The organism is Micromonospora echinospora (assembly GCF_900091495.1).
GTDB lineage: Bacteria > Actinomycetota > Actinomycetes > Mycobacteriales > Micromonosporaceae > Micromonospora > Micromonospora echinospora.
In genome coordinates, this window is record NZ_LT607413.1 from 6,845,933 (window position 1) to 6,868,219 (window position 22,287).

At 73.7% G+C, this 22,287-nt stretch carries 8 protein-coding genes; all 8 read right to left on the minus strand.

What is annotated here, in order from left to right:
• Positions 1–25 precede the first annotated feature (25 nt).
• The 8 genes from GA0070618_RS29170 to GA0070618_RS29205 are packed head-to-tail and all read right to left on the minus strand — an operon-like array spanning position 26 to position 21,295.
• The gene (locus tag GA0070618_RS29170; RefSeq protein WP_088984497.1) at positions 26–274 is read right to left on the minus strand and encodes a phosphopantetheine-binding protein; all 249 of its coding nucleotides are present in this window, start codon (positions 272–274) and stop codon (positions 26–28) included.
• Positions 275–301: 27 nt separating this feature from the next.
• The gene (locus GA0070618_RS29175; RefSeq protein WP_088984498.1) at positions 302–1,048 is read right to left on the minus strand and encodes a polyketide synthase; all 747 of its coding nucleotides are present in this window, start codon (positions 1,046–1,048) and stop codon (positions 302–304) included.
• Positions 1,023–1,832, minus strand: a complete 810-nt coding sequence (locus GA0070618_RS29180; RefSeq protein ID WP_157749037.1) for an enoyl-CoA hydratase/isomerase family protein — start codon at positions 1,830–1,832, stop codon at positions 1,023–1,025. The genes GA0070618_RS29175 and GA0070618_RS29180 overlap by 26 nt, the downstream gene beginning before the upstream one ends.
• Before the next feature lie 2 nt (positions 1,833–1,834).
• Positions 1,835–3,082: a hydroxymethylglutaryl-CoA synthase family protein gene (locus GA0070618_RS29185; RefSeq protein ID WP_088984500.1), complete on the minus strand. Its 1,248-nt coding sequence runs from the start codon at positions 3,080–3,082 to the stop codon at positions 1,835–1,837.
• Positions 3,083–3,105: 23 nt separating this feature from the next.
• Positions 3,106–3,855 carry a polyketide synthase gene (locus GA0070618_RS29190; protein WP_088985920.1) on the minus strand — a complete coding sequence of 250 codons (750 nt, stop codon included), beginning with the start codon at positions 3,853–3,855 and terminating at the stop codon, positions 3,106–3,108.
• Between the two features lie 5 nt (positions 3,856–3,860).
• On the minus strand, positions 3,861–6,638 hold the full coding sequence (locus GA0070618_RS29195) for a type I polyketide synthase (RefSeq protein WP_088984501.1): 2,778 nt from the start codon (positions 6,636–6,638) through the stop codon (positions 3,861–3,863).
• Positions 6,631–13,158: a type I polyketide synthase gene (locus GA0070618_RS29200; RefSeq protein WP_088984502.1), complete on the minus strand. Its 6,528-nt coding sequence runs from the start codon at positions 13,156–13,158 to the stop codon at positions 6,631–6,633. The genes GA0070618_RS29195 and GA0070618_RS29200 overlap by 8 nt, the downstream gene beginning before the upstream one ends.
• A 19-nt stretch (positions 13,159–13,177) precedes the next feature.
• Complete coding sequence (locus tag GA0070618_RS29205) at positions 13,178–21,295, minus strand: type I polyketide synthase (protein ID WP_088984503.1); 8,118 nt, start codon at positions 21,293–21,295, stop codon at positions 13,178–13,180.
• Between the last annotated feature and the right edge of the window lie 992 nt (positions 21,296–22,287).

The following is a 22,287-nucleotide window of genomic DNA, read 5'->3' on the forward strand; positions in this document are numbered from 1 at the left end:
CCTACTGCTCCTGCTGGACCGGGACCTACTGCTCCTGCTTGACCTTCAGGAAGAGGTCGACCAGTTCGTCGACGTTGGACAGGTTGGCCAGTTCGGTACGGGGCACCCGGATCTTGAGTTCCCGCATCGAGGCCGACACGATCTCGACGATGTCGAGGCTGCCGAGGCCGAACTCCTTCATCGACTTCGAGGTGTCGACGGGCTTGCCGTCGAGGCCCTCGGCGTTGAGTCGGATGTGCTTGGTCACCACGTCGACGACCTGCTGGCGTTCCATGTCATTGCTCCTTCTCGGTGGTACTTCTCAGGTGAGGTAGGTCTCGGCGACGATGTCCGCGACCTCGGGTCGGCCGAAGCAGACCCGGTGCATGAGGTGCTCGCGGGACATCGCCTCGCGCAGCAGTTGCCGTCGGGGCTGGGCGAGACTCTCCTTGGTCAGCTCCAGCACGTGGCGGGGCTTCTCGGCGATGCGGCGGGCGTACTCCAGGGCGGTGTCGACGACCTCGGCGGCCGGGACGACCGCGTTGAAGAAGCCGCGTCCGTCGAGGTCGGCGCCCTTGTAGTAGCGGGCGGTGAGGGTCATCTCGGCGGCGGTGGCGGCCCCGACGGCGGCCGGCAGCAGCGTGGTGGTGCCCATCGCCGGGGTGAAGCCCATCCGGGCGAAGTTCGTGCTGTACCGCCGGTTGCGGGCGGCCACCACGAGGTCGCAGCAGAGCGCGAGCACCAGGCCGCCACCGACCGCGTGTCCTTCGAGGGCGCCGACGATCGGCACCGGGAAGTCCAGCATGGGCCGGGACAGCAGCAGGTCCTTGACGTGCAGGGTGCCGGAGAGCACCCGTTGCAGCGCGTCCATGGTGGCCCCGGCGCAGAACACCTCGGGCCGGCCGCGCAGCAGCAACACCTTGAGCTGCGGGTCTGCGGCGAGCTGCGCCAGGGCGGCCAGCAGCTCGTCGCAGAGCCGGTCGCTGAGCCGGTTGTCGTGCTCGGCGTCGTCGAGGGTCAGCTCGGCGATGCCGGGCTCCACCTCACGTACCCGAATGACCTGGAACATCCATCCGCCCTCGATAGCGTGCGAACCACGGTGGTGCGAAGCCCTCCCCGAACGCGGTGACCCCGGCCAGGACGTCCGGCCGGGCCAGCCAGCCGGTGAAGAGGTCGAGGCCCGCCTCGATCTGTTCGTCGAGGTCGGCGGCGCTGCACCGGTCGTAGTAGCGCTTGGTCTCGGCCAGCGCCGCCGGCGCGGACCGGAAGATCCGTTGCAGCTGGGCCCGCAGGGCCGGCTCGACGCCGCCGGTGACCAGTTCGTCGACCAGGCCGTAGGTGTGCGCCTCGGCGGCCTCGACGCCCCGGGTGCTCAGCGTCATCGCCCGCAGCCGGGCCGGGCCGATGCGCAGCAGCAGGAACGGCACGATGGTGGCGGGCACTAGGCCGACGATCGGTTCGGAGAGCATGAACCGGGCGTTCGGGGTGCCCAGCACCAGGTCGCAGGCCGCGAGGAGACCGACGCCGCCGCCCATGGCCTCGCCGTCCGCGACGGCGATCACCGGTACGCGGGCTCGCCGCAGCCGGGCCAGGCAGGCCGGCAGCCGACGGAGCTGCTCGCGTTCCGGCAGTCGACCGTGGACGAAGAACGCCTCCAGGTCGAGCCCCCGGCAGAAGGTGTCCCCCTCGGCGGTGAGCACCAGGGCCCGGCAGTCCGGGTCGGCGTCCACGGCGTCGAGCGCCTCCTCCAACCCGTCGATCAGGTCGAAGTTGATGGCGTTGCCGTTGGCGGCGGCGACGAGCGTCACGAAGCAGACGCCGTCGGCGATCTCGGAGCGAACCGCGCGGTCCACGATCAGCTCCAGGTGTAGTGGCGCTGGTAGTCGCGGACGCCTTCGAGGACGAGCAGGCGCTGGCCGTCATAGCGCTGCGCGTAGAGGTCGCCGACGTCCTGGGTCAGCGGCTCGTAGCTGGGCTCGTCGATGTTCGACTCGCACGCCTTCTCGATCTGCTCGTACTGCTCGACGCCGAGGCGGACCCGGGAGTCGAGGTGCGCGTCCACGTCGAGGCCCCGGACGTACGTCTGCGCGTCCGCGCCGGCCAGGCCGCTGTAGAACTCGGCCTGACAGCCGGAGCCGTACGCGAAGACGGAGAACCGGTCCCCGGCGGCGAAGCCGCTGCCGGCGTGCAGCATGCCGAGCAGGCAGATGAAGGTGGACGCCCCGTACGCGCTGCCGATCCGGCGGGCGAAGTGGGTGCTGTCGGCGACCCGGTCCCGCCAGCTCGCCTCGATGGCCGCCTTGTCGAACACGCCGATCCGGTTGAGCAGGGTCTTGTGGGCGATCCTGGTCATGCCGGGGAACGGCGCGTGGTAGATGTTCTTCCGGAAGTACGCGTCGAAGTCGACCTCGCCGACCAGGTGCTCGTACCGCTCGTAGGTCTCCTCGAGCGCGTCGAGGTACGAGTAGAAGCTGGTCTGCCCGGTGATGATCTCGGTACGCGAGTTGGGGCGCAACGCGTCGGAGAGTTCGTTGGTCCAGTAGCCGGCCTTCGCCAGCTCCAGTTCGAACACGGTCGGCTCGGCGCTGACCAGCATGGCGACCGCGCTGCCGCCGGCCATCAGCTCGCCGAGGTCGTCGTCCTCGGTCTGCACGTGGTTGCGGGTACGGCTCAGGTCGCTGTTGATGACCAGGGCCTTCTTGCCGGGGCGGACGTTCGAGGCGACCCAGGAGGCGGCGACGCGCAGCGCGGCGGTGCCGCCGTAGCACATGTGCTTGACCTCGAAGTTGCGGCTGTGCGCGGGCAGCCGGGAGTGCCGCTGCACCCAGGTGGAGATCGGCTTGCCGAAGTCCACGGCGGACTCGGTGGCGACCACGACCAGCTCGATCTGCTCGCGGTCGGCGTCGGTGAGCAGCCGCTCGGTGGCGTTGACCGCGAGGGTCACCGGGTCCTCGTACGGCGGGATGATGGACCGGGCCTCGTAGGGCACCATCTGGCGGCGTTCCAGCTCGTCCAGGGAGCCGCCGCGCGCGGAGGCGAGGTCGGCGATCGTCAGGTACGCGCGACCGCCGTACAGGTTCAGCTTCTCGATACCTACCCGCATGGGGGTGTTCTCCTCGTCTCGGGTCAGTTCAGGTACGTCTGGTCGAGCAGGGCGTCGCTGCCGGGCTGGGCGAAGCAGACCCGGTTCATCAGCGGCTCGCGGGCGATGGCGTCCTGGAGGAGGTGCCGCTTGGGCAGGGCCAGCGTCTCCTTCAGCAGCTCCAGCACGTAGCGGGGCTTCTCGGCGATCTGCTCGGCGAGGTCGGTGGCGTGGGCCAGCACCTCGTCGGCGGGGACGACCGCGTTGAACAGTCGCCGGTCGGCCAGCTCGCGGCCCTTGTAGTACTTGCCGGTGAAGATCATCTCGGCGGCGACGTGGTGACCGACCGCAGCCGGCAGCAGGACCGACAGGCCCATCGCCGGGGTGAACCCCATGCTCGCGGAGTTGACCGCGTACCGGCGGTTCTCGGCGGCGACGGTCAGGTCGCAGCAGAGCGCCAGGGCCAGGCCGCCGCCGACGGCGTGCCCCTCCAGGGCGCCGATCACCGGCACCGGGAAGCTCAGCAGCCGGTCGGAGAGGGCGAGCAGGCGGCGCTCGTCGTACACGCCGCTGGCCATCTCCTTGAGCATCTGGAGGGTGCCCCCGGCGCACCAGATCTCCCTGGTGCCGGTGACCAGCAGCACCTTCACCGACTCGTCGCCGGCCAGCTTGTCCAGGGTCGCCATGAGCTGGTCGACCAGGTCGTAGCTGAGCCGGTTCTCCCGCTCCGGGTCGCAGATCGCGACCCGGACGATTCCCGACCCGTCGGCGGTCACCTGAAGTACGTCGGGCATGGCGGTCACCTCTGGTCTTCCGTGGTCAGGCGGTGTGCCCGGATCTGCTCCGGGTCCAGCCAGCAGCGGCGCCGCTGGAAGGGGTAGGTCGGCAGGTCGACCGGCGGGTGGGCGACGCCTTCGAAGGCGTCCCAGTCGAACTCGATGCCGTGGGTGTGCAGGCCGGCCGCGCTGTCCAGCAGGGTCTGCCAGTTGCCGGTCTCCGGGTCCAGCGAGCGCAGCCACCGGCCGGTGCCCCGGGGCAGGCAGCGCTTGCCCATCTCGATCAGGGTGTCCTTCGGGCCCATCTCCAGGAAGGTGTCGTAGCCCTCGGCGGCGAGCGCCCGGGTGGCCTCCAGGAACCGGACCGGCTCGCGGAGCTGCTGCCGCCAGTACGCCGGGTCGTGGCAGACGCCCGAGCGGAGCATGGTCGCCCGGTAGGTCGACATGAACGGGATCTGCGGTTCGCCGAACTCCTGCCCGGTGATGGACTTCTCGAACTCGTCGAGGATCGGCTCCAGCAGCGGCGAGTGCGACGCGTACGACACCCGCAGCGGACGGGTGAGGACGAACTCCTCCTCCAGCCGTTCCAGTACCGCCTGCACGGCCGTCTTCTCGCCGGAGATCACGGTGTGCTCGGGGCCGTTGACCGCGGCGACCGCCACCTGGCCGGCGTACCCGTCGAGCAGGGCGGTGACGTCCTCGGCGGAGGCCGAGCAGGCAGCCATCATGCCGGTCGGCGGCAGGGTCCGGGTGAGCCGGCCGCGTTCCACGATCAGCCGGACCCCGGTCTCCAGGCTGAACACCCCGGCGACCCAGGCGGCGGCGTACTCGCCGAGGCTGTGGCCCATCACCGCGTCGGGGCGCACGCCCCAGGAGCGCCACGTCTCGGCCAGCGCGCACTGGATCGCGAAGAGCGTCGGCTGGGCGTACTCGGTCTCGTCGATCGGGTACCGGACGCCGCCCTCGGCGGGGTACATGACGTCGCGCAGCCGCCACGGGTGGTGGACGTCGAACAGTTCGGCGCAGCGGTCGATGGTGCGCCGGAACACCGGTTCGGTCCGGTACAGCTCGCGGCCCATGTCGATGTGCTGGCCGCCCTGGCCGGGGAAGACGAACGCCAGTCGACGCCGGGTGCCGGTGGGGACGGCGCCCCGGTGCAACCCGTCGGGGGTGTCGCCGGCCGCGAGCGTGGTCAGCGCGGCGCGGGCGGCGGCCAGGTCGGCCACCGGCACCGCCGCCCGGTGCGCGAAGTGGGTGCGCCGGGTGTTGGTGGTGTGGCAGAGCGCGGCCAGCGTCGGGGTGGGCGGCACGGCGAGCCGGTCGGCGTACCGGCGGGCCTGGTCGCGCAGGGCCTCCTCGCTGCGGCCGGAGACGGTCAGCAGCCGCAGCGGGCGGTCGTCGGTCGGGGCCTCGCCGGTCGGGGCCGGCGCGTCACCGAGGACGATGTGGGCGTTGGTGCCGCCGAAGCCGAACGAGCTGACCCCGGCGACCCGCTGCCCGGCCGGGGATGGCCAGGCGGTGCGGGTGGTGGTCACCCGCAGCGGCAGCTCGTGCCACTCGACGTGCGGGTTCAGCTCGCGCAGGTGCAGGTGCGGGGGGATCTCGCCGTGGTGCAGGCCCAGCACCACCTTGATCAGCCCGGTGATGCCGGCGGCGGCCTCCAGGTGCCCGGTGTTGGTCTTGACCGAGCCGAGGAGCAGCGGGTGGTCCGGGTCGCGGCCGGAGCCCAGCGCGGCGGCGAGCGCGCGCACCTCGATCGGGTCGCCGAGGGTGGTGCCGGTGCCGTGCGCCTCGACGTAGTCGACGCGGTGCGGGGCGATCCGGGCGTCGGCGAGGGCGGCCCGCAGCACCGCCTCCTGGGCGACGCTGTTGGGGGCGGTGAGGCCGTTGCTGTGTCCGTCCTGGTTGACCGCCGAGCCCCGGATCACGGCCAGCACCCGGTCGCCGTCGGCGCGCGCGTCGGAGAGTCGTTTCAGGACGACGATGCCGGCGCCCTCGCCCCGCACGTAGCCGTTGGCGCTGGCGTCGAAGGTGCGGCTGCGTCCGTCCGGGGAGAGCATGCCGACCTGGGAGAACGCCGCCGTGGTCTCCGGCCAGAGCATCACGTTGACGCCGCCGGCGAGGGCCGTGCGGGCGGTGCCGGCGCGCAGGCTCTGGCAGGCCAGGTGCACCGCGACCAGCGACGACGAGCAGGCGGTGTCCACCGCGAGGCTGGCGCCGTGCAGGTCGAAGACGTAGGAGAGGCGGTTCGCGGCGATGCTGAACGCGGTGCCGGAGAGCCCCCGGATGGGCGCGCCGCCGAGCAGGAGGGAGTAGTCCCAGGTGCTGATGCCCACGTACACGTCGGTGTGCGTGCCGGCCAGCTTCGCCGGCACGCACCCGGCGTGTTCGAGGGCCTCCCAGGCGACCTCCAGCAGCAGCCGCTGCTGCGGGTCCATGCTGGCCGCCTCGCCGAGGGAGAGGCCGAAGAAGCCCGGGTCGAACCGGTCGACCTGGTCGAGGAAGCCGCCGTCGCGGCTGCTCATCGTGCCCGGGGTGGACTGCTCCGGGTCGTGGTAGGCGTCGACGTCCCAGCGGTCGGCGGGCACCTCGGAGATCAGGTCCACGCCGTCGCGCAGCCGGGTCCAGAACTCGTCGGGGCTGTTCGCGCCGCCGGGCAGCCGGCAGCCCACGCCGACGACGGCGATGGGTTCGGTCCGGGCGCGTTCGATCTCGTCCAGGCGGGCCTGGAGGGTCTCGATCGCGACCAGGGCGCGCTTGAGCGGGGACAGCGTCGCCGCGGCGGCTCCGGTGTCACTCATGGGTGGTCCTCACCTCCAGGGCGGAGAGTTTCGCGGCGAGCAGCGCCTCGACGTCGGCGTCGTCCAGGGCGGCGACCCGGGCGACCAGGTCGTCCGGCACGTCGGGGGTCGGCGGGGGGCCGGACGCCGGGGCCGGCGTCGCGGGTTCGGGGAACAGTTCGCGGAGCAGGTAGTCGGTCAGCCGGGTCACCGTGGGATGGTCGAAGGCGAGGGTGCTGGGCAGGTGCCGCCCGGCGAACCCGCCCAGCGCGTTGCGCAGTTCGACCGCCATCAGCGAGTCCAGGCCGAGTTCCCGCAGCGGCTGCTGCGGGTTGACCGGCTGGGCCGGGGGCAGGCCGAGGATGGTCACCGCGACGCACTGCACGTACTCCTGGAGGAGTTGGCGGCGCTCGGTGGGGTGCGCGCCCTCGATGCGCTCCCGGGCCCCGCCGGTCGGGGCCTTCCCGGTCGGTCCGGCGGGCGGCGTCTCGGTGCGGCGCAGCCGGGCCAGCAGCGCCGGTGGCCGGTCGCCGTATCCGTGCAGGTGGGTCGACCAGTCCACGGCGAACACCCCGGCCTGGGCGGTCCCGGCGTCGAGCAGCCGGCCGAGGGCGTGGGTGGCCTCGTCTGCCGGGATCGCCCGGAAGCCCTGCGCGGCGAGGCGCTGCCGCTGCCGGTCGTCCAGGCGGGCGGCCATGCCGCCGTCGGCCCACGGTCCCCAGTCGACGCTGGTCGCGGCGAGGCCCCGGGCCCGCCGGTGGTGGGCGAGCGTGTCGAGGAACGTGTTGGCGGTGACGTAGCTGCTCTGGCCAGCCGAGCCGAGCAGCGCGGCCACTGACGAGCAGAACACCAGGAAGTCCAGCGGCAGGTCCCGGGTGAGCAGGTGCAGGTTCCAGCCGCCGGCAACCTTGGGGGCGAGCACCCCGGCGAACCGCGACCAGGTCTGCTGGGCGAGCACCCCGTCGTCGAGCACCCCGGCGGCGTGCACGATCCCGCGCAGCGGCGGCAGGGTGGCGACGATCTCGGCGAGCACACCGGCCAGGGCGTCCGGGTCGGCCACGTCGGCCTGTCGGATGTGGATCCGCGCGTCGGGGTGCAGGTCGCGCAGGGTCGCGGCGGTCTCCGCCGAGGGCGCGCTGCGGCCGAGCAGCACCAGGTGGCGGGCGCCCTGCTCGACCAGCCAGCGGGCCACCGCCGGGCCGATCCCGCCGAGACCACCGGTGATCAGGTACGTCGCGTCGGGGCGTACCACGGGCGGGTGGTCGTGGGTCACCACGACCTTGCCGACGTGGCGGGCCTGGGCCATGTGGCGGAACGCGTCCACCGCCCGGTCGAGCGGGAAGGCCCGCAGCGGCAGCGGGGCGAGCCGGCCCGCGCCGAGCGCGTCGGTCAGCTCGCGCAGCGTCGCCAGGATCAGCTCCGGGTCGGCGTCGGCGACCGCGCCCAGGTCGAACGGGTGGTACTGCACGTCGGGCCGCAGCCCGGCGACCCGCTCGGCGTCCCAGATGCCGCGCTTGCCGATCTCCAGGAAGGTGCCGCCCTCGCGGAGCACGTCGATGCTGCGTGGGATGAACTCGTCGGCCAGCGAGTTCAGCACCACGTCCACGCCCTGCCCGTCGGTGCGGTCGCGGACCGCGTCGGCGAAGTCGAGGGTGCGGGAGTGGAACACGTGCCGGACGCCCAGCTCGGTGAGGACCGGCCACTTGGCGGGGCTGGCGGTGGCGAACACCTCCGCCCCGGCGGCGTGGGCCAGCCGTACGGCGGCCAGCCCGACCCCGCCGGCCGCCGCGTGGATCAGCACCCGCTCGCCGGGCTTGAGCCGGGCCAGGTGGTGCAGCCCGTACGCGGCGGTGAGGTACGTGACCGGGACGGTCGCCGCCTCGGCGTAGTCCAGCCCGGCGGGGATCGGCGCGACCCGCGCGGCGGACACCGTGACATAGCTGGCGAAGCTCGCCGGGGCCAGCGCGAGGACGCGGTCCCCGACGGCGAGGGCGTCGACCCGCGCGCCGACGGCAACGACCTCGCCCGCGCACTCCAGGCCGAGCGGGCCCGCCTCGCCCGGGTACATGCCGAGGGTGTTCAGCACGTCCCGGAAGTTGAGGCCGGTGGCGTGGACCCGGATCTCCACCTCGTCCGGTTCCGGCTGGCGGCGGGCGGCCGGTTCGAGGGTGAGGTTCTCCAGCACGCCGCGTTCGCGGATCCGCAGCCGCACCGGGCGGGTGTCCCCGGCCGGCGGCGTGGCGGGCACCAGCCGGGGCACGTGCACGACGCCGTCGCGGAGCGCGGCCTCGTCCTCGCCGTCGGCGGCGAGCAGCAGGTCGGCCAGTTCGGGGGCCACCGGCCGGGGGTCGGCCGGGTCGAGGTCGACACAGCCGCAGCGCAGGTCGGCGCGTTCCCGGTTGACCGCGCGGGCCAGCCCCCAGGCGGGGGCCTGGGTGACGGCGACCGGGTCGCCGGGGACGACGGCCCGGGCGCCCCGGGTGACCAGCCACAGCCGGGGCGCCGAAGAGTCGTCGGTGGCCAGGGTGGACACCAGGTCGAGCGTCCGGCGGACGGCCCGCTCGTGGGCGGCCAGCACCTCGTCCAGGGCCGGCTCGCCGGCCGGCGCGTCGAGACCGCCGAGGTCGACCACGCCGCGCCAGGTCCGGTGCCGTAGCGGCCCGGTCGGGTCGGCGTCCGGGGGCAGCAGTTCGACCCGCTCACCCCGGGACCGCAGCAGCTCGGCGAGGGCGGTGCCGGTGCCGCCCTGGTCGGCCAGGAGCAGCCAGTCACCGGTGCCGGTCGTCGGGGTGGTCGGCTCGGCCGGCTCCCAGGCGATCTCGTACCGGATCTCGGGTGCGGCGGTGCCGGGGAGGGCGTGCCGGTCGGCGCGGCGCAGCAGCAGGCCCTCGACCCGGGCGGCCAGGACCCCGTCGGCGGTGCGCAGGTCGACGTCGGCGACGGCCGCCTCGGCGCTGCGGCTGCGCAGCCGGGCGTGGCTCCACACCTGCCGGCCGGGAGCGGTGACCGGGGCGAAGCGGTCCAGGCCGATCGGCAGCCAGGCGTCGGCCGGGTCGTCGGGGAAGGCGGCCAGGGCCACCTGGAGGGCGGCGTCGAGCAGGGCGGGATGCCAGCGGTAGGCGGCGGTCTCCAGGTCGTCGGCGAGGGTGACCCAGCCGAGGGCCTGGTCGGTGCCGTGCCACAGCTCACGCAGGCCGGTGAAGGCGGGGCCGTACGCGATGCCGGCCGTCCGGAGTCGCTGGTGGAAGGACGTGACGTCGACCGGCGTGAGCCCGTCGGGCAGCGTCGCCGGGTCGCGGTGGTCGGCCGGGGGCGGGGTGTACTCCGCCACCTTCCCGGTCGCGTGCCGGTTCCACGGCTGGTCGTCGCCGCCGGTGGCCGGCTGGCTGAACACCTGTACGCCGCCGCCGGGGTGCCTGGCGGGGTCCCCTGTTACCGCTTTCCGCGTAGCAGGGGGCCCCTGCAACCAACCGGCGTCGGGGGTCAGCACGACCTGCACCGCGCGGGGCGCGTCGTCCGCAAGGACCAGCGGCTGGTGCAGCACCAGGTCGGTGACCTGGGCCGGGGTGGTGCCGCCGTGGGCGGCCAGGGCCAGTTCGAGGTACGCGGTCATCGGCAGCAGCGCCGCGCCGTGGATCCGGTGGTCACCGAGGAAGCCGCCGGCGTCGAGGACGTTGTCGAAGGTCGGCACGGCGGTACGCATCCGCCGGCCGAGCAGCGGGTGCCCGCCCGGGGCCGGGGTCCGGTGGGCCGGGCGGGGCGTGGCGCGCAGCCAGTGCCGCTGGCGCTGCCACGGGTAGCCGGGCAGCGGCACGCACCGGCCGGGACTCGGGTGCACACGCGCCCAGTCGAGGGGGTGGTTGGCGCGGTAGAGCCCGCCGAGCGCGGTCAGCAGCGTGGTGCGGCCGTCCGTGCCGGCCCGCATCGACGCCAGCACCGCGCCGGGGCGGCCGTGCCACTCGAACTGCTCGACGATCGGCCGGGCCAGGACGGGCTGCGGGCCGACCTCGATCACGGTGCAGCCGGTGCCCGCCCCGTCGAGCTGGGCCAGGGCCGCCGCGAACCGGACCGGCTGCCGGATGTTGCGGGCCCAGTACGCCGGGCCGTAGTCCCCGTCGGCGGCGGGAAGTCCGGTCACCGTGGACACGATCGGCACCACGGCGGGGCGGGGCGTGACGCCGTGCAGCGCCTCGATCAGTGGCTCCTGGAACGGGGCCATCTGCGGGCTGTGGAAGGCGTACTCGACCCGCAGCGGCCGGCTGGCCACGCCCCGTTCGGTGAGCGCGACCAGCATCTCGGCCAGCGCGTCGGCGTCGCCGGCCAGCACGGTCGAGGTGGGACTGTTGACCGCCGCGACGGTCAGCCGGTCGCCGTACCCGGCCACGGCCTGCGCCGCCTCGTGCTCCGGCAGCGCCACGGTGGCCATCCGACCGAGCCCGTGCGCCGGCTGCATGACCCGGCCCCGGTGGTACGCCACACGTACCGCGTCCTGGAGGGTGAGCACCCCGGCGACGTGGGCGGCGGCGACCTCGCCGACGCTGTGCCCGATCACCGTCTCGGGTTCGACGCCCCACGAGCGCCAGAGCGCGGCGAGGGAAACCTGCACCGCGAAGAGCGCGGGTTGCGCGACCTCGGTGCGGTCCAGCCGGGACCGGTCCTCGTCGGCGAGGAGCTCGTCGACCAGCGACCAGCCGGCGAGGGCGTGGAACAGCTCGTCGCAGCGGCGCAGCGTCTCGGCGAAGACCGGTTCGGTCGTCAGCAGGTCGCGGCCCATGCCGGCCCACTGCGCGCCCTGGCCGCAGAAGACGAAGACCGGTCCGGCCGGGACGTCCGGGACGGCCGCCTCGGCCGGGGCGGGGGCGTCGACGACGGCGGCCAGCCGGTCGGCCAGTTCGGCGTGGTCGCGGCCGGTGACCGCCGCCCGGAACGGGTGGTGGCTGCGCCGGACGGCCGCCGTCCAGCACAGGTCGCGCAGCGGCACGTCGGTGTCGGCCAGCATCGACCGGTACGCGCCGGCCAGCGCGCGCAGCGCCTGCGGGCTGCGGGCGGACAGCGGCAGCAGCTCGACCCGGTCGGCCTCCTCGGCGGCGGGCGCGGGAGCCTCCCCGGGGAGCGCGGAGGCTTCTCCGGCGGGCGTGGGGGTGCCTTCGGCGGGGGCTTCCGCCACCACCAGGCAGCCGTTGGTGCCGGACCAGCCGAACGAGCTGACCGTGGCGTACCGGGGGTGCTCGCCCCGGGGCCAGGGACGCAGCTCGGTCGGGATGACGAACCGGGTCCCGGCCAGCGAGGCGTTCGGGTTGAGGGTACGGAAGTGCAGGTGGGCCGGGACGGCCTCGTGCCGCAGCGACAGCACCACCTTGATCAGGCCGGCGATGCCGGCGGCGGCCTCCAGGTGACCGATGTTGGTCTTGACCGAGCCGAGGACGACCGGTCGGCTCTGCCCGGTCGCCGGGCCGAACACCTCGGTCAGCGCCTCGATCTCGATCGGGTCGCCGAGCGCGGTGCCGGTGCCGTGGGCCTCGACCGCGCCGACCGCCGCCGGTTCGACGCCCGCGTTGGTCAGGGCCTGCGCGACGATCTGCCGCTGGGAGAGTCCGCTCGGGGCGGTCAGGCCGTTGGTCCGGCCGTCCTGGTTGACCGCCGACCCCCGGATCACCGCCAGGACCGGGTCGCCGTCGCGCCGCGCGTCGGAGAGGCGCTTGAGCACCACCGCGCCGCAGCCCTCGCCGCGCACGAAGCCGTCGGCGGCGGCGTCGAAGGTCTTGCAGCGGCCGTCGGCGGCCATCATCCGCATCTTGGTGGTGGCCATGGCGAAGTGCGGGCCGAGCGCCAGGTTCACCCCGCCGGCCAGCGCGGTCCGGCACTCCCCGGTGCGCAGGCTCTGCACGGCCAGGTGCACCGCGACCAGGGACGACGAGCAGGCGGTGTCCAGGGCGACGCTCGGCCCGCGCAGGTCGAGCAGGTACGAGATCCGGCCGGCGACGACGCTGTGCGAGGTGCCGGTGCCGGTGTAGGTGTCGATCCGTTCCGGATCGGCGTACTGGAGCCAGGTGTAGTCGTTGCTGTGGCTGTGCACGCCGACGAAGACCCCGGTGGCGCTGCCGGCCAGCCGGTCGGTGGTCTGCCCGGCGCTCTCCAGGGCCTCCCAGGCGACCTCCAGCATCAGCCGCTGCTGCGGGTCCATCTGGTCGGCCTCCCGGGGGGAGATGCCGAAGAAGGCCGCGTCGAACCGGTCCACCTGGTCCAGGAAGCCACCCCAGCGACTGCTGACCCGGCCGGGCGTGGTGGGGTCCGGGTCGTAGAGGGTGTCGGCGTCCCACCGGTCGGCGGGCACCTCCGAGACCGCGTCGACGCCGTCGCGCAGCAGCGTCCAGAACGCCTCGGGGCTGTTCGCCCCGCCCGGGAACCGGCAGGCCATGCCGACGACCGCGATCGGCTCGGTCCGGGCACGCTCGCTGGCCTCGAGTTTGGCGCGCATGTCGCGCACCGCGGTCAACGCGCGGTGCAGCGTCGCCGCCGAGGAGTGTTCCGCTGAGGGCATGTCGGTTCCTTGTCCGCCGTCAGGAATCGAGGTCGTTGAGTTCTTGCACGAGCAGCGCCTCCAGGTCGTCGACCGAGAGTTCGCCCAGGTCGTCGTCGACCGAAAGGTCACCCGGATCGCCGGCGGGGCCGGGCGCGGCCGGGCCGGGGCCGGCGCCGTCGGGGTCGTCCGGACCGGCCGGCGGGTCGAGCGGGATCGCCATCCGCTCGGCGAGGTAGGGCACGAGCACCTCGATCGTCGGGTAGTTCCAGAGCACCGTGGAGGACAGTGGGACGCCGAGGCCCGCCTCCAGGCGGTTGCGCAGTTCCAGCGACATCAGCGAGTCGAAGCCGAGGCTGCGCAACGGGGTGTCGACGCCGATCCGGGCCGGGGCCAGGCGCAGCACCCGGGAGGCCTCCTGGCGGACGTACGCCTCCATCGCCGTCCGGCGGCGGCGTCCCGGCTCGGCGGCCAGGAAGTCGGCGCGAGCGCCGGCCGTCGCCGGCTGCCCGGCCGCGTCGGTGCCGAGGCGGGCCAGCTGGTTGCTCCGGGCGGCGGCCGGGTAGGCGGCCACCCACTCGGCGGCGTCGAAGGGCATCACCGCGACCTGGGCGGTGTCCCGCCCGAGCAGCCCGCCGAGGACGGCGACGCCCTGGTCCGGGCTGATCGCACGCAGGCCGCGCAGCGCCTCCTGGCCGCCCTGTTCCAGCCGGGCCGCCATGCCCACCGCCGACCAGGGTCCCCAGTTGACGCTCAGCGCCGGCAGGCCGGCGGCCCGGCGGGCGTGGGCCAGCGCGTCGAGGAAGGCGTTGCCGGCCGCGTAGCCGCCCTGGCCGGGTGAGCCGAGCACGGAGGTCACCGAGGAGAACAGGACGAAGAAGTCCAGGGCCTCGGTGCGGGTCTGGTCGTGCAGGTGCCACGCGGCGTCGACCTTAGGGCGGGCCACCCGCCGGTACCGTTCGGCGGTCTGCTGGAGCAGGATGCCGTCGTCCAGCACCCCGGCCGCGTGCACCACGCCGCGCAGCGGCGCCAGGTGTTCCCGGACGTGCCCGAGCACCCGGGCCACCTCGTCGGCGACGGTGAGGTCGGCGGCGAGGGCGATCACCTCCACCCCGGCCCGGGCCAGGTCGTCGAGGACCGGCCGGGCGTCCTCCGGCGCGCCGGTGCGGCCGACCAGAACGAGCTGGCGGGCGCCTGCGTCGGCGAGCCAGCGGGCGACCCCGAGGCCGAGCCCGCCGAAGCCGCCGGTGACCAGGTAGCTGGCGTCGGGGCGGATCCGGGCGGCACCGGGGGTCGGGACGACCGGGACGTCCTGCCGGTCGGCCACGGTCAGCACGATCTTGCCGATGTGGCCGGCCTGCTCCATCAGGTGGAACGCGTCGCGGACCTCGGCGACCGGGAACCGGTGGGTGGGCAGCGGACGCAGCTCACCGGCGTCGACCCGGGCGACGATCCGGCGCAGCAGCGCGCCGAGCAGCACGGTCCGCTCGGTGAACATCCGGTCCAGGTCGACCGCGAAGAAGGCCAGGTTACGGCGGAACTCACCGAGGCCGATCGGCCGGTCCTGGTAGATGTCCCGCTTGCCGATCTCCACGAACCGCCCGTACGGGGCGAGCGCGGCGATGCCGTGCGTGATGAACTCGCCGGCCAGGGAGTTCAGCACGACGTCCACGCCCTGTCCGCCGGTGGCGGCGCGCACCTGCTCGGCGAAGGCGGTGCTGCGCGAGTCCAGCACGTGCGGCACGCCCAGCGAGGTCAGGTAGGCGCGTTTCTCGGCGCTGCCGGCGGTGGCGAACACCTCGGCCCCGGCGGCCCGGGCGAGCTGCACGGCGGCCAGTCCGACCCCACCGGCGGCGGCGTGCACCAGCACCCGCTCGCCCGGCTCGACCCGGGCCAGGTGTTCCAGGGCGTACGCGGCGGTGAGGAAGGCGATCGGGATGGTCGCGGCGTCGGCGAAGTCGAGGCCGGCGGGCTTCGGCGCGACCAGCCGCGCGTCGGCCCGGACATGGGTGCCGACGCACCGGCTGCCGACGGCCACCACGGCGTCGCCGACCCGCAGGTCGGTCACGTCCGGCCCGACCGCAGCCACCACCCCGGCGCACTCGTCGCCCAGGGTGGCCTCCGCGCCGTCCAGGCCGGGGTACGCGCCGAGCGTCTTCAGCACGTCCCGGAAGTTCAGGCCGCTGGCCCGCACCTCGACGAGCACCTCGCCGGGGCCCGGCACGGCCGGGGTGAACGGACGCAGGTGGAGCCCGTCGAGGGTGCCGGCCCGGTCGAGTTCGAGCCGGAACGGGCGGTCGCCGGCCGGTTCGGCGACGGCGGGCGCCGCGCCGGAGGCACCGGCGACCAGGCGGGAGACGAGCAGGTCGTCGCCACGCAGGGCCAGGTCGGGTTCCTCGGCCGGGGTGAGCAGGGCGGTGAGCAGGGCGGTGTCCTCGTCGGGCAGGTCCGCGCCGAGGTCGATCCGGGTGCAGCGCAGGTCGGGGTGCTCTTGGGCGATGGTCCGGCCGAGTCCCCACAGTGGGGCCTGCAACGGCGCGGAGACCCGGTCGCCCGGCACCGCCGCCTGGCTGTCCCGGGTGACCAGCCAGAGCCGGGGCCGCTGCGCCGGCGGGAGGTCGTGCAGCGCCCGCACCAGGTGCAGCACACTGTCGGCGACCAGCCGGTGGGCGTCCTCCAGGGCGGTCGGGTCGGGCTTCGCGCCCCCGGCGTCCAGCGCCCAGCGGTGGATCACACCCCGGCAGGGGCGGTCCGCGCCGAAGGCGTCGGCGAGCAGGTCCCGGAGCTGTTCGGGCCGGGCCGGGTCGAGTTCGTACCGGTCGGCGGCGAGCCGTCGGTAGGTCGGACCCGGCCGGACGACGACACAACGACCGCCCCGGGCCGCCAGCGCGGCGTCGAGGGTGGTGTCCCGGTCGGCGAGCAGCAGCCACCGGCCGGTCCAGTCGGCGTCGCCGGGCGGGGTGACGAGGGGCTCCCAGCGGATCTCGTGGAGCAGGCCGGCGTCGGACGCGTCGCGGGCCAGGCGGCGCAGGCGCAGGCCGTCGACGACCAGCAGGACCCGGTCGTCGTCGGCGGCGCGGACCACCAGGTCGACGGTGCGCGACCGCGCGTCGCCGGCCTCGGCGGGCCGCAGCCGGGCCCGGCAGGACAGCGTCGTACCGGGGTGTTCCCGCAGGTCGAGCCGCTCGATCCGGACCGGTACCCAGGTGTCGTCGGCCGCGCCGGGCAGGGCGGCGATCGCCACCTGGAGGCAGCTGTCCAGCAGCGCCGGGTGCACGCCGTACCCGCCGGACAGGTCCGCCGCGAGGTCGATCCGCGCGGACGCCTCGCCGTCGGCCCGCCACAGCTGCCGTACGCCCTGGAAGCGCGGGCCGTAGTCCAGGCCCCGGACCCGCATCGCCGCGTAGTGCTCGTCCCCGGTCAGCCCCGGTCCGTCCGGCCGGGAGATGCCGTCCGCCTCGTGGTCGGCGACGGCGGCTCCACCGGCGCGGACGTCGCCCCGGGCGTGCACCTGCCAGCCGCCCGGCTGTCCGTCCTCGTCGGGTTGCCGGCTGGCGCACTGGAAGGCGAGCCGACCGGACGGGTCTCCGGTGAGGGTCACCTGGACCGTGACGGGCCGCTCCCCGGACGGGGCGAGCGGCGCGACGACGTCGAGGCGCTCGACCGTCCGGGCCGGCGTGCCGAGCAGCTCACCGGCGGCGGCCAGGGCCATCTCGACGTACGCCGCGGCGGGGACGACGACCTGGCCGCGTACCCGGTGGTCGGCGAGGTACGGCAGCGCGTCGACGTCGATCTCGGTGGTCCAGAGGTGGGCGCCCAGCGACGACTCGACGTGCCCACCGAGGAGCGGGTGGCCGCCGGTGTGCCGGGCGCGGGCGGGCGCGGTGACCGGCTCGTCGGCCCAGTACCGTTCCCGCTGCCAGGGGTAGTCGGGCAGGCGGACGACCGCGCCGGGGGTCGGGTGCAGCGCGGTCCAGTCGACCGGTACGCCCAGGCGGTACAGCTCGCCGGCGGTGTCCAGCATGGCCAGCCGCTCCGGGTTGTCCCGGCGGGTGGAGGCGAGGACCACGCCGTCGCCGCCCCGCGCCCGGCAGCTCTGCTCGATGCCCGCCGCCAGCACGGGGTGGGGGCTGATCTCCAGGAAGCAGGTCAGGCCGTCATCCAGCAACCGGTCCACCATCGGCGCGAACCGCACCGGCTCCCGCAGGTTCTCCCACCAGTACCCGGCATCCAACTCCGAACCCGCAAGCACCCGCGCCCGCACCGTCGAATACAACGGCACCACCGCCGCACGAGGCGACAACGGCACCAACCGCGCCACCAACTCCTCCCGCAACCCATCCACCTGCGGACTGTGCGACGCCACATCCACCTGCACCCGCCGCGCGAACACCCCCCGACCCGACAGCGACGCCACCACCGCGTCCACCGCCTCCGACGAACCCGCCACCACCGTCGTCACCGGCCCATTCAGAGCCGCCACCACCACCGCACCACCAAACGGAGCCACCACCACCTCAACCTCGGCAGCCGGCAACTCCACCACCGCCATCGCCCCACGACCCGAAATCCGCCGCAACAAACCACTGCGCTCACAGATCACCCGAGCCGCATCCGACAACGACAAAGCCCCAGCGACATACGCCGCCGCGACCTCCCCCATCGAATGCCCCACCACCGCCGCAGGCTCCACACCCCACGACCGCCACAACGCCGCCAACCCCACCTCGACGGCAAACAACACCGGCTGCACCACATCGATCCCCTCAGGAACCGACTCCCCCTCCAACACCTCCACCAACGACCAGTCCACAAACCCCGAAAACGCCGCCGCACACTCCCCCAACACCCCACGGAACACCGGCTCCGAACGAGCCAACTCCCGACCCATCCCCCACCACTGACCACCCTGACCCGGAAACACGAACACCACCCGGCGGGCCGGGCCGGCGGGTACCGGGTCGGACGGGCGGCCGTCGGCGAGGTGCGCTTCGAGTTGGGCGAGGAGGTCCGCGTGGGAGGTGGCGGCGACGGCGAGCCGGACGCCGTGGTGGGTGCGCCGTACGGCGGCGGTGTGGGCGAGGTCGCGCAGGTCGAGGTTGGGGTGGCGGCGGAGCAGGTCCAGGGTGCGCCGGGTCAGGTCGGTCAGCGCCTCCGGCGTGTGCGCCGACAGCGGCAGCAGCACGGCGTCCCCGGTGGCTCGACCATCCACCGCGGCCCGGGTGTCGGAGACGGTGGCCGCCTCGTCGGGCGCGTTCTGCGGGGTGGGCCGGGCCGGGCCGGTCGAGGCAGCGGTGTCCGGTGCGGACGGCAGCGGCACCGGCACGACGTCCTGCGGGTACAGGGCCGGCCAGTGGATCGGCTGCCCGAGTTCGTGAAGCCGGGCCACCGTGTCGAGCATCGCGGCGCGTTCGTCCTCGTCGCGGCGGGTCGAGGCGAGCGTCACGCCCCGGCCGGGGTGTCGGGCCTGACTCTGCTCGATGGCGGTGCCGAGGACCGGGTGGGGGCTGATCTCCAGGAAGCAGGTCAGGCCGTCATCCAGCAACCGGTCCACCATCGGCGCGAACCGCACCGGCTCCCGCAGGTTCTCCCACCAGTACCCGGCATCCAACTCCGAACCCGCAAGCACCCGCGCCCGCACCGTCGAATACAACGGCACCACCGCCGCACGAGGCGACAACGGCACCAACCGCGCCACCAACTCCTCCCGCAACCCATCCACCTGCGGACTGTGCGACGCCACATCCACCTGCACCCGCCGCGCGAACACCCCCCGACCCGACAGCGACGCCACCACCGCGTCCACCGCCTCCGACGAACCCGCCACCACCGTCGTCACCGGCCCATTCAGAGCCGCCACCACCACCGCACCACCAAACGGAGCCACCACCACCTCAACCTCGGCAGCCGGCAACTCCACCACCGCCATCGCCCCACGACCCGAAATCCGCCGCAACAAACCACTGCGCTCACAGATCACCCGAGCCGCATCCGACAACGACAAAGCCCCAGCGACATACGCCGCCGCGACCTCCCCCATCGAATGCCCCACCACCGCCGCAGGCTCCACACCCCACGACCGCCACAACGCCGCCAACCCCACCTCGACGGCAAACAACACCGGCTGCACCACATCGATCCCCTCAGGAACCGACTCCCCCTCCAACACCTCCACCAACGACCAGTCCACAAACCCCGAAAACGCCGCCGCACACTCCCCCAACACCCCACGGAACACCGGCTCCGAACGAGCCAACTCCCGACCCATCCCCCACCACTGACCACCCTGACCCGGAAACACGAACACCACCCGGGGCGACGACGGCGCGGGAACGGAGTCGGGGGCGGTGTCGAGCCACTGGTCGAGTCGGCTGACCAGCTCGTCGCGGGTACGGGCGGGCAGGGCGAGCCGGTACGGCTGGTCGGTGAGCCGGCGGGCGGCGGTGTGGCAGAGGTCGGCCAGGGCGACCGGGCCGGTGGCGGCCTCCCGTACGGCCTGGGCGGCCGTGCGCAGCGTGGCGGGATCCGGCGCGGCGAGCGGGAGCAGGTGGACCGGCTGCGGGGTGGTCCCCTCCAGCACCACGTGGCAGTTCGTGCCGCCGAAGCCGAAGGCGCTGACGCCGGCGAGCGGCTTCTCCTCCGGGTGCGGCCAGGGCTCGACGGCACCGGGGACGCGCAGTCGGAGCCGCGCGAAGTCGATGTGCGGGTTCGGTTGGGTGAAGTGCAGGTTCGGTGGGATGGTCTGGTGCCGGATCGCGAGCGCGGTCTTGATCAGGCCGGCGATGCCGGCGGCGGCCTCCAGGTGACCGATGTTGGTCTTGACCGATCCGATCACCAGGGGTCGGTCGGCGGGGCGGTTCGCGCCGAGCACGGCGCCGATGGCGTTGGCCTCGATCGGGTCGCCGAGGAACGTTCCGGTGCCGTGCGTCTCCACGTAGTGGACCCGTTCGGGTGCCACGCCCGCCCGCTGGTAGGCAGCGTGGAGCATGGCCACCTGCGCCTGCGGATTGGGGGCGGTGAGTCCGTTGCTGAAGCCGTCGTTGTTGACCGTCGAGCCACGGATCACGCAGTGGACGGGGTCGCCGTCGGCGAGCGCCCGGGACAGCGGCTTGAGCACGACGATGCCGGCGCCCTCGCCCCGTACGTAGCCGTTGGCCCGCGCGTCGAAGGCCTTGGAGCGGCCGTCCGGTGCCATCGCCCCGAACTTGGACATCGCCACCGTGCTGTCCGGGGCGATGGTCAGGTTGACGCCGCCGGCGAGCGCCACCGTCGACTCGCCGGAGCGCAGGCTCTGGCAGGCCAGATGGACCGCGACCAGGGCGGACGAGCAGGCCGTGTTGACGGCGAGGCTCGGCCCCTGGAGTCCGAGCAGGTACGACACCCGGGCCGGGATCACGCTCAGGTCGTGGCCGGTCGCGGTGTGCGCGGTGACGTCCTCGGGACGGCAGGCGGCGAGCCGGGCGTAGTCCTGCCACATCGCGCCGCAGAACACGCCGGTGGGGCTGTCCTTCAGGGTCCCGGGGACGATGCCGGCGTCCTCCAGGGCCTCCCACGCCAGCTCCAGGAACAGCCGCTGCTGCGGGTCCATCTGGATCACCTCGCGCGGGGCCAGACCGAAGAACCCGGCGTCGAAACGGTCCACCTGGTCGAGGAAACCGCCCCAACGGGTGCTCGTCCGGCCCGGAGCGTCCGGAGCGGAACTGTAGAAATGGTCGACGTCCCACCGGTCGGCCGGCACCTCGGTAATGGCGTCGAGACCCTCGGTCAGCAATTGCCAGTAGGCGTCGGTGTTCCGCGCCCCGGGAAAGCGGCACGCCATTCCGACGATCGCGATCGGTTCCGACTCGCCCAGAACGGGGCGGGAATCCGTGACAGATGGTGTGCGGTCGCCTTCGCTGAGGAACCGCACCAGCGAATCGATGGTCGGATGGTCCCAGACAAGGGTCGCCGGAAGTGGTCGCCCGAGAAATCGGGAGAGGCCGGCGATGAGCCCCGCAGCGCGCAGGGACGTGAGACCGTACCGGTGGAAACGCTCGTGCGCGTCCAGACCAGCGGCGTCCAGACCGAGCTGGACGGCCAGGTGCTGCCGAAGCCATTCCTCCACCGCCGGCGCGGTGGGCGAGTCGTGACGCGACGCTGCCTGATCGGGATGCTGCATGGACGTGTCCTCAACGGGAGAGTGCTCCGTCGACCGGGCCCGGCCAGCCTCGTCGTCGAGGTGGCGCGGGTCGACCGGTCGGGGGAGGTGCCGACGCGGTGGGAAGCAGGCTCGGGTACTCGGGTCAGCAGGTGCAGGCGCCCCCGGCCGCTACGACGGCCCCGGGCACCGGCCGGGGCCGCTGGCGCGCGGTCCGGTCCGGGCCCCGTCGTGGCGACGGACGGAAAACAGCTTCGTCCAACGCTTCAGGAACGGCGGAATTCGTCGTCGGCATGCCGATTCCGGCCCATGACACACGGTCGGACGTCGACCGTTCAGGAACCCCACCCACAGCACACCCCAATATCCGGTCCCGGCCCGACCGACCTGTCCCAGCAGCTCGGAAATGGGCACGGTCCACCACCGGCCCGGGGGCCGGAACAGCCATGAACAATTCCGCCACAGCATCGACCCGGCGGCTTCTTTCACGCAACCCCAGCGGATCGCACCGGAATGCTAGCAGCGGGAGTCCTTGCCGAGGCAACCACTTTCGATACGTCGGTTTTGGGACTCTTTTGTCGATCACGGATACTAAGTGGCCAGTCAGGTCCACAGTGGAATGACTTACCGCCTCACAATTTCGGCCAATGCACATATCTCGATTAAAGGCCGCCTACCGACTCTGACCAGGGCACCGCCCGCCACGGGGTTCGGCACCCGCCCTACCCCTCACCACCCCACCCGGCCGGAGTCCCGCCCACCGCGCTTGCCACTGTGGAGCAAGGGTTTCACCTGCGGTTTACGCGCGTGAAACGCCCTCCCCGCGGCCGACTCCCGCCGGCCGGGCGAGGCCGCCCGACAGGACACGACGCCGCCCCGGTGTCCACCATCCGACATCAACCCGTCCGGCTCCCCTGCGACGGCCGACCCGCCCGATGGGTCCTCATCGGACGGCCAGCCGGTTGTCAGCCGAACGGCTCCACCTCGTCGCCGCCGGCGCGCCTCCGCCCACC

Excerpts from the sequence above, each read along its gene's own strand:
- GA0070618_RS29190 (WP_088985920.1), bottom strand. The coding sequence starts at position 3,855 with ATGCCCGACGTACTTCAGGTGACCGCCGACGGGTCGGGAATCGTCCGG.
- GA0070618_RS29175 (WP_088984498.1), bottom strand. The coding sequence starts at position 1,048 with ATGTTCCAGGTCATTCGGGTACGTGAGGTGGAGCCCGGCATCGCCGAG.
- GA0070618_RS29170 (WP_088984497.1), bottom strand. The coding sequence starts at position 274 with ATGGAACGCCAGCAGGTCGTCGACGTGGTGACCAAGCACATCCGACTC.
- GA0070618_RS29195 (WP_088984501.1), bottom strand. The coding sequence starts at position 6,638 with ATGAGTGACACCGGAGCCGCCGCGGCGACGCTGTCCCCGCTCAAGCGC.
- GA0070618_RS29205 (WP_088984503.1), bottom strand. The coding sequence starts at position 21,295 with ATGCAGCATCCCGATCAGGCAGCGTCGCGTCACGACTCGCCCACCGCG.
- GA0070618_RS29185 (WP_088984500.1), bottom strand. The coding sequence starts at position 3,082 with ATGCGGGTAGGTATCGAGAAGCTGAACCTGTACGGCGGTCGCGCGTAC.
- GA0070618_RS29200 (WP_088984502.1), bottom strand. The coding sequence starts at position 13,158 with ATGCCCTCAGCGGAACACTCCTCGGCGGCGACGCTGCACCGCGCGTTG.